9 protein-coding genes are annotated in these 8,526 nt (G+C 64.6%); 2 read left to right on the top strand and 7 right to left on the bottom strand.

Translation table 11 applies throughout. The annotated features are described in order from the left end of the window. Nucleotides 1-1,272, top strand: a 1,272-nt coding sequence (locus VLR48_RS03660; RefSeq protein ID WP_325290475.1) for an FAD-dependent oxidoreductase, incomplete at its 5' end; no start/stop codon positions are given. A 312-nt stretch (nt 1,273-1,584) separates the two neighbouring features. Here VLR48_RS03660 and VLR48_RS03655 read toward each other — a convergent pair. The 4 genes from VLR48_RS03655 to VLR48_RS03640 are packed head-to-tail and all read right to left on the bottom strand — an operon-like array spanning nt 1,585 to nt 3,602. Further along, nucleotides 1,585-2,418, bottom strand: coding sequence for a hypothetical protein (locus tag VLR48_RS03655; protein ID WP_325290474.1), 834 nt, complete (start codon nt 2,416-2,418; stop codon nt 1,585-1,587). 1 nt (nt 2,419) lies between these two features. Next, the gene (locus VLR48_RS03650; protein ID WP_325290473.1) at nt 2,420-3,013 is read right to left on the bottom strand and encodes a hypothetical protein; all 594 of its coding nucleotides are present in this window, start codon (nt 3,011-3,013) and stop codon (nt 2,420-2,422) included. Beyond that, entirely contained in the window at nt 2,974-3,315 is a 342-nt protein-coding gene (locus tag VLR48_RS03645) for a type II toxin-antitoxin system HicB family antitoxin (RefSeq protein WP_325290472.1), read from the bottom strand. The genes VLR48_RS03650 and VLR48_RS03645 overlap by 40 nt, the downstream gene beginning before the upstream one ends. Beyond that, nucleotides 3,312-3,602: a type II toxin-antitoxin system HicA family toxin gene (locus VLR48_RS03640; RefSeq protein ID WP_325290471.1), complete on the bottom strand. Its 291-nt coding sequence runs from the start codon at nt 3,600-3,602 to the stop codon at nt 3,312-3,314. The genes VLR48_RS03645 and VLR48_RS03640 overlap by 4 nt, the downstream gene beginning before the upstream one ends. Before the next feature lie 101 nt (nt 3,603-3,703). On the opposite strand from VLR48_RS03640, the gene VLR48_RS03635 reads away from it, so the two are divergent. After that, nucleotides 3,704-5,245, top strand: a complete 1,542-nt coding sequence (locus VLR48_RS03635) for a B12-binding domain-containing radical SAM protein (protein WP_325290470.1) — start codon at nt 3,704-3,706, stop codon at nt 5,243-5,245. On the opposite strand, the gene VLR48_RS03630 is transcribed toward VLR48_RS03635, so the two are convergent. The 3 genes from VLR48_RS03630 to VLR48_RS03620 all read right to left on the bottom strand — a co-directional run. Continuing rightward, complete coding sequence (locus VLR48_RS03630) at nt 5,217-5,576, bottom strand: hypothetical protein (RefSeq protein ID WP_325290469.1); 360 nt, start codon at nt 5,574-5,576, stop codon at nt 5,217-5,219. The two genes, VLR48_RS03635 and VLR48_RS03630, sit on opposite strands and share 29 nt — an antisense overlap. Before the next feature lie 103 nt (nt 5,577-5,679). Further along, complete coding sequence (locus VLR48_RS03625; RefSeq protein WP_325290468.1) at nt 5,680-6,831, bottom strand: aminoglycoside phosphotransferase family protein; 1,152 nt, start codon at nt 6,829-6,831, stop codon at nt 5,680-5,682. Continuing rightward, a partial coding sequence (locus VLR48_RS03620; protein WP_325290467.1) for a bifunctional (p)ppGpp synthetase/guanosine-3',5'-bis(diphosphate) 3'-pyrophosphohydrolase occupies nt 6,803-8,526 on the bottom strand: 1,724 nt, incomplete at its 5' end. The genes VLR48_RS03620 and VLR48_RS03625, both read right to left, overlap by 29 nt.

Below are 8,526 nucleotides of genomic sequence, written 5' to 3'. Positions count from 1 at the left end.
TCGATGGCCGATGCGGATGCCCTGCGGGCGGTCCGCGACGAGAAGAAGGCAACCAAGGCCGTGGTCGTGGGCGGCGGTCTGATCGGGTTCGAGGTCTGCGAGGCGCTGCGGCTCGCCGGGATTCACACGACCGTGATCGAGAAGACCCGGCAGATCCTGCCGTTTCTTGATTCCGACCTGTCGAAGCTGGTCGAGAACCACGTCCGCGCACACGGCCCCGACATCATCGTCGGCAACGGTGTTGTCGAGCTGCTCGGGGAGAACGGCAAGCTGGTCGGCGTCAAGCTTGAGAACGGCACCGAGCTGCCCTGCGAGGTCGCGGTGATCGCCGTCGGGGTCAGACCCAATATCAAGCTCGCCCAAGCGGCCGGAATCGAGATCGGCTCGGTCGGAGGCATCCGCGTCAACCCGCAGATGCAGACCTCCGACCCGGACATCTATGCCGTCGGCGACTGCGTAGAGTGCACCTCGCTGATCAGCGGCAAAGCCGTGCGTGCGCCCTACGGCGACCTCGCCAATCTACAGGGACGCGTCGCCGGTCAGAATCTGGTGATCGAGGGCAGCGCCAGCTTCCCCGGCATCATCCAGACCGGCATCTGCAAGATCTTCGACTACGCGGTCGGCTTTACCGGACTCTCGGCCAAGGATGCCGACGAGGCAGGTTTCGACGACATCGAGACGGCAATCATCTCCGGGCTCGACATCCCCGGCTACATGGGCGGCAAGCTGCTGATCAGCAAGCTGGTCGCCGATCGCAAGACCGGGCGCATCCTCGGCTTCCAATGCATTGGCCCGGGGGATGTCAGCAAGCGCGTGGCGGTCGTCGCGATGGCGATCCGCGGCAAGCTGACCGTCGAGGACATGGTCAACGCCGATCTGCCCTATGCCCCACCCTACTCGCTCGCCATCGATCATGTGATCAGCTCCGCCCAGGTCATGGACAACAAGCTCCATGGCCACATGACCGGGCTCTCGGCAAGCGAGGTCAAGCACCGCGTCGACACCGGCGCAGACTGCTTTATCCTGGATACCCGCAGCCCCCAGGAGTTCGAGGAGACACGCCTGGGCATCGGCGAGACCCTGATCCCGCTGGGTGCTTTACGCGACCGGCTCGGCGAGCTGCCGCAGGACAAGTCCAGAGAGATCATCCTCTACTGCAAGATCTCGCTGCGCGGATACGAAGGCGCGGCCATCCTCAACGCCCACGGCTGGCACAACGTGAAGGTCATGGAAGGCGGTGTCGTCGCCTGGCCTTACGCGAAGGAGAAGTAGGGCGTCCTAGTCTGCCATTGGTTACCCACCACTCGAGCCGACGCTTATCGCTTCCGCAGTAAACAAGGCGTCGAGCTGCGGATTGGTTGTCACCAACAGCAGCTTTTTTCTGCATCGCGGTCCGGTTGATCTCGAGACGGAAGAATGCGTCCCCGCCCGCCGGCGAATGCCGGCGGCGGATCAACTGGATCCGCCCGAACAGATGCCCATGGGGCTCGGCGAAACGCGCCAGTCCGACGGCCTTCTCGACGTTGTCCCCAAGGCTCGGGTCATGGGGCTCCAGGATATCGAACAGAAACCCCTTGCCCTCGCTCACCCGACGCACGATGACAAGGTCGGGAAACATGGGCCGAACCGCCCCGCCATGTTCGTAGGGGATTTCGAGCGACCAGGGCTTGCGATCCTGATTGCGCAGCCAGCCCACGACCTCGGGATCTGCAAGCTCCTCCGCCAAAACGCCTGCTTCCCAAGTGCCCAAGTCCGCGCGGAAGTGCCCGTCATCTTCAAGATAGAGATGTCGCTCTTACCGCGGAGCGCCCGGCGTTCGCCGGAAATCGATACTGTCCGGCAGATTCCACGGCGTCTCGACGGGCTTTGCGGTTGCCAGCCGAAGCCGCTCGTAACGCCGGCGCCGCCCCTCCGCCCCTCCGGCAGGGCACCGACCTGACCTTTGAATCGATCGTAGAGATGATCGAAGGCGTTCTCTGCCCTTGCTTCCAGGCGCTTCATCGCCCCTGTATCCAGGGCCAATACGATCTTGACATCGAGCGCATCCCGCTCCGCGTGGGTTCGCCAATAGGGATCATGCAGACCGTTGCCCAACACCCGGCCGGCCGCCTCGAACTGGCGGGCGATGTCGACGGCCGATGCCTCGATCTCGTACTCACCGCCCGGCGCCGACAAACCTGTCCCGTGCTCGACCTCCATGGTTGCGATCTCCACCCGAGTGATCGGCGCCTCGGCCAAGGCGAAGGCACCGGACGTCTTCAGGCCAGCCAGCTCGGTCCCCATCCAATCGAGGATCTCGGACTTAGCGACATTCCACACGTCCGCGTCGATGCGGTCGATGGTCAGCCCACGCGCCAGCGCGTGGTAACGACGCGGGTGGCTCCGGGCACGGGCCGCATTGACCCGATATGCGCGCATATTAGTGAAAGCTTATTGATGAAATCCAGGCTGCCACGATGACCGAACGAGTGTTAAAAACGCAGACGATTCGCTTAATAAACAAGCCGTTGAAGATGAATTCAGGCTCGCGCAGGCGCAGGCGCAAAGCCGCGCGTCGAGCGAGCTGGGGCCCTTCGACCGCCGATCGGATCCTGGCGGTGAGTGGATCGGCACGGAGGTTAGCGTCGCCTATGAGACCCACGAGTGCCCATCGCACGAACTCGCCGGCTGGCGCCGAGAGCGCCTGCCACGCTTGCCCGACGGCGTCGTCGACCTCCCGCCGGATTGGGTGTGCGAGATTGTCTCGCCGGGTCACGAGCACAAGGACACCCTGCTCTTGCCCTAGCTGCTGCAGCGCCATGCGGTTCCTTTTTACTGCTTGATGCGGCCCGAGGATCGCACCCTGATCGCCCATCAGCTCGACAGCGGCCATTTCCGTGTCATCGGCACGCTCACGGACCAGAGCCGTGCCCGCATCCCTCCCTTTGAAGCCATCGAGATCGATCTGGCGTGCATGTTCGGCGAGGGATAGCCTTATTTCGTTGACGCCTCCTCGAGCACCTTCGCGGCCCATTGGTTCAAACTCGTACCGGCCAGCTCGGCGGATCGGATCGCTTTGGCGTGAACATCCGGCGGGATGCGCAGCATCAGCTTGCCGCTTGCCGGACGGTCGGGCGGTTGCCCGAGCTGCTCGCACATCGAAAGATAATCGTCGACGGCTTCGTGAAACGCGGCTTCCAAGTCGGCGACGCTCTCGCCGTGGAAACCGACGATGTCGCGAATGCCGGCCAAGTGGCCGACAAAGATCCTGTCGTCGGGATCGTAGTCGATGCGAGCGGCATAGTTGCGGTATGTCATGGTGTTCATCGTGGTCATGGCGTGATTCCGATCTGTTGCAGGAATGCGCGGGCGTCCTTGACCCGATACTTAAGTGCCGCTTTTCCCGGATGCGGGCGATGGAACCGCACCCGCACTCCGTTCTTCTCGAAGCCCACTGACGAGCCGCTACCTTCGACAACGCGACAACCGATAGATACCAGCAGGGCTTCAATCCGCGACCAGTCGAGATTGCCGTTGATCGGATCGGCAAAGATGACCTCGAGGGTCTTGCGGTGCTTGCTGTTCATAGCTAAAACGATAGCGGTTTCTGCAATCGCCCGCAATGGATTGGCGCGATCATCTTGCGCTCCCGATCACAGCGGACTCGACTCCAAACGGTTTGGACGAGATCAAGTACCCTTTCCAACGCACCAGGAGTCCAAGCATGCCGACCCCGATCGTCCTCGCCACCCTGAACGCTCGCTATGCGCATGCCTCGCTGGCGTTGCGCTATCTGCGGGCGAATCTGGGGCCGCTGCGCGAGGTCAGCATGCTGTGCGAATTCGTGCTCGGCGCGGCGCCCGAGGAGGTCGTCGAGCAGCTGCTGGCCGAACGCCCGCGCGTCGTGGGGTTGTCGGTCTACATCTGGAACGTCGCGCCCTTGACACGTGTCGTCGCCCTGCTCAAGGAAACCGCTCCGGATGTGGTGATCGTGCTCGGCGGTCCGGAGGTGAGTCACGAGGTGGAGTCGCAGCGGATCTGCGCGCTGGCCGACTATGTCGTTACGGGCTGGGGCGAGGTGACCTTCGCCCGGCTGGCGGGCGCGATCCTGGACGGACATCGGCCCGCGGCGAAGGTGCATGTGGGCGAGCAGCCGCCGCTCGACAGGATTCGCTTTCCCTACGACGATTTTTCGGACCTGGATCTGCGGCGGCGAAACCTCTACGTCGAGGCGTCGCGCGGTTGTCCGTTCAAGTGTGCCTTCTGCCTGTCCGCGCTGGATCGGACCGCGTGGCCGTTTCCGCTCGAACCCCTGATCGCGGAGCTGGAACGGCTGTATGCGCGCGGTGCTCGCCGCTTCAAGTTCGTCGACCGCACCTTCAACCTGAAGATCGATCACGCTGCGGCGATCCTGGGGTTTTTTCTGGAGCGCATCCGGGAGCGTCCGGACGACCTGCCCTTTCTGCACTTCGAGCTTGTCCCGGATCATCTGCCGGAGCGGCTGAAGGGGATGCTCGCGGCGTTTCCGCCGGGCACGCTGCAGCTGGAAATCGGCGTGCAGACCTTTAATCCCGAGGTGCAGGCGCTGATCTCGCGGCGTCAGGACGATGTGCAGGCCGAGGCCAATCTGCGCTGGCTGCATGCCGAAACGACGGCCCATCTGCACGCCGATCTAATCATCGGTCTGCCGGGCGAGGATCCGGGCTCGTTCGCGGCCGGCTTCGACCGGTTGATGCGGATCGGTCCGCACGAGATCCAGGTCGGGATTCTGAAGCGGCTGCGCGGTGCGCCTGTCTGTCGGCAGGCCGAGCGGTTCGGGTTGGTGTTCAGCCCCGACCCGCCCTACAGCCTGCTCGCGAGCGACCGCATCGACCGGGCGACCATGCAGCGGCTGACGCGGTTCGCGCGCTATTGGGATCTGGTTGGCAATTCAGGGCGCTTCGGGCTGACGCTGCCGCTCCTGCTGGGCGATGCGCCGTTCGATCGCTTTCTCGCCTGGTCAGACTGGTTCTTCGCGCACTCGGGAAAGACGCACGGCATCCCGCTGGAACAGCTCTACGAGGGCCTGCACGCCTGGCTCTCGCTGCAGGGGGCGGCGGAGTCAGCCAACGAGGCACTGCGCAACGACTATGCCGCCTGCGGTGCGCGTGGACGCCTGTCGTTCGACCCGACGCGACGGATCCCGCCGCCGTCGCCGAAGACCGAGGGGACGCTGCCGACGCGCCAGGCGCGTCATCTCAAACCTCGGACGCGTTCCAGTTGTTGAAGGCGAGGAGCCAGGAGGAGATGCCCGGATTGGCGGCGCCTTCGGCATGCAGGGCCTCGCCGATCTCGATCATCAACTCGCGAAACTCGCGGACCTCGCGGCGCCACACTGTCTCGGGCATGCCGGGATTGTCGGCCATGGTCTCCGCCGCCAGGGAGCCGGCGCCGGCCCACCAGTCGTTGGCGTCGAGGCGATGCCGCACACGCTCGGGTGACTCCGCGAAAAGGGTGACCAGATCCGCAACCTCCGCGGCCCGCGGGTGCCCGATGCGGGCGAGCAGATCGGCGAGGTGGGTCAGCGCGCGAAGCAGGGCATCGTCGGTTCCGGGCACGGTGTGACCTCCGGTCGTTGGGTAAGCGCTGTAGGTTGTGCTGACGATAGGAAGCACAACAACCACCGGCGTTTGGCTGTGCCTCGCTTCCGCTCGGCACAGCCTACGGGGCGTGAAAACAGCGGCGAACCATCGCCTTGATGTCTTCGGCCTTCCCTTCGATGTCCTCGACTAAGGCGAATTGGGTCCCCGCCTTGCGTAGATTCTCGCCTGGCTCCGCGACCTTGAAATAACGGTCGCCTTCCAGATGATCGGTCATGAATCGCAGGCCGAGCTCGAAGGGCATGAGGCGGATCGCTTCGGGGATCAGGGCGATCTCTGCGGCGCTCAGCCAATCGCGCGTCTGCTCGGCATAGGCGTGGAGGATCGGCTCGGCGACGGCGAGATCGAACGCGACGCGGTTGCGCCCGTCCGCGGACTCTCCGCTGCGATTGCAGCAAGAGCGCAGACAGTCGCCGATGTCGTGGAGGATGAGGCCGGGTTGCAGGGTGTCGAGGTCGATCAGGGCGAGTGCACGGCCGCTGTGGCAGTCGAACAGGATGTTGTCGAGCTTGGGGTCGCCGTGGATAACGCGCACGGGGATCTCGCCGCGGTCGCGCGCATCGGCGAGCCGGGGCGCGAGCGCTCCGCGGTCGAGCGCGAACCGGACGCAGGTCTCGACGGCAGGGTCGTGCCTGGCGCCCTCGATCCGTTCCAGAACCGACAGAAAGCGTGCGAGATAGGACGGCGTGTCGTGGAATCCGGGTAGCGTGACGCTCAGTGCCCCGGCGGGCAGCGATTGCAGCAGGGTATGGAAGCGACCCAGTAGCCTGCCGACCTCGCCGCCCTGTTCGGGAGTCTCGATGCGGGGCAGACCGACGGCATCCTCGATCAGCGTCATGAGACGCCAGACGTTCCCGTCCGAGGTGCGCAGACCCGCATCGCCCGCACGGGTCGCGATCAACGCCGGGACGCGGAATCCGAGATCGGCATGCTGCCGCGCCTGTCGATCGAGCGCCTGGATGTTGGACATGATCCGCAACGGATCGGGAAAGACCGCGCCGTTGATGCGCTGGAGCACGTAGCGCTTGCCGCCGGCCGCGACGCGAAAGGTGTCGTTGATCAGCCCGCGCCCGTAAGGATTGATCGCCTCGACCGGCGAGGCGATCTCGAACGCCTCGACGATGCTCCCGAGCGATACGTGCATCGGCGCCTGTCGCGCCCCTTCGATCTCTGCGCGCAGCATCTCAGTAGGACCGCCGTACGTCCAGGACATCCGGAATCTGCTGCAGCTTCGCCAGGATCTTCTCGAGATGCGCCATGTTCTTGACTTCCAGCGTGAAGCGCATCGCCGCCGTGTCCGTTGAGCGCTCCGAATGGGTGTTCACCCCGAGCACGTCCACGTCGTCGTCGGAGAGCACCGAGGAGACATCGCGCAGCAGACCTTTACGGTCGGCGGCGATCACCAGCACGTCCACCGAATAGCCGGCATCGGCGGGTTGATCCGCCCAGCGGACCTCGATGAGGCGCTCGGCCTCCGCGGGCGGCAGGTTCTTGAGGTTGCTGCAGTCCTTGCGATGGATGGTGACGCCGCGCCCGCGGGTGACGAAGCCGACGATGGGATCGTAGGGAACCGGCTTGCAGCAGGGGGCGAGATGAGTCATGAGGTCGTCGACGCCCTCCACCACAACATCCGTAGCGCCTTCGACCCGCGGCTTGTGCGGCTGACGGAGCTTGGGCTCGACCTCCTTGATCTCCTCGGTCTTGCGCTCCCCGACCTGGCGTGCGACCTGTCCGACCGACAGATCGCCGCGCCCGATCGCGGCCAAGAGGTCCTCCCCGCGCTTGAAGTTGAAGCGGGTCGCAAGCTCTTCCAGATTGGGTTTGTCCGCGATGCCCAGTCGGCCGAGCTCGCGCTCGAGCGTGACGCGGCCGCCTTGCAGATGCTGATCGTGATCGAGCTGCTTGAACCATTGGCGAACCCGGTTGCGGGCACGCGCCGTGGTCAGATAGCCGTGATGCGGGCTTAACCAATCGCGGCTGGGCGAGGCGTTCTTCTGGGTCAGGATCTCGACCGTCTCGCCGCTGCGCAGCTCGTAGTTCAGCGGTACGATCCGCCCGTTGATGCGTGCGCCGCGACAGCGATTGCCGACCTCCGAGTGGATGGCGTAGGCGAAGTCGAGTGCCGTGGATCCCTTGGGCAGCTCGATCACCTTGGACTGCGGGGTCAGCACATAGATGTGGATCGGCTCGAACTCGGCCTTGAAACGCTCGAGGAAGCCGCCGGTCTCGTCGCCTTCGTTTTTGAGCTCGAGCCAGTTGCGCATCCAGATGACACGCCGTTGGAACTCGGCGTCGTGACCCTTGGCCTCCTTGTAGGCCCAGTGGGCGGCGACACCGAACTCGGCATGCTGGTGCATCTCGTGGGTGCGGATCTGCACCTCGAGCGGCTTGTCCTGCGGCCCGACGACGGCGGTATGGAGCGACCGATACATGTTGCCCTTGGGCGTGGCGATATAGTCGTCGAACTCTTTGGGGATGTGCTTCCAGAGTCCGTGCACCAGCCCGAGCGCGGCGTAGCAGTCCGCGACCGAGCCGACCAGGATGCGCACCGCGCGCAGGTCGAAGATCTCGGCAATCTCGACCTCCTTGCGCTGCATCTTGCGCCAGATGCTGTAGATATGCTTCGGGCGGCCGGTGATCTCGGCCGCGATACCGGCCTCGTCGAACTTGTCGTGCAGGGTCTGCATAACGACGGCGATATAGTGCTCGCGCTCCTCGCGGCGCTCGGCCAGGAGCTTGGCGATGCGCTTGTACTCGTCGGGATTGAGGTAGCGCAGGCTCAGGTCTTCGAGCTCCCACTTGACCTGCCAGATACCCAGCCGGTTGGCGAGCGGGGCATAGATACGCTGGGTGTCGCGTGCGATCTTGGCCCGGCGTTCCGGATCCAGGTTCTTGATGGCCCGCATCA

Origin of the sequence: Thiocapsa sp., from assembly GCF_035467215.1 — a bacterium.
In the GTDB taxonomy this organism is placed as follows: Bacteria; Pseudomonadota; Gammaproteobacteria; order Chromatiales; family Chromatiaceae; genus Thiocapsa.
This window is presented reverse-complemented; position numbering and strand designations above follow the sequence as displayed.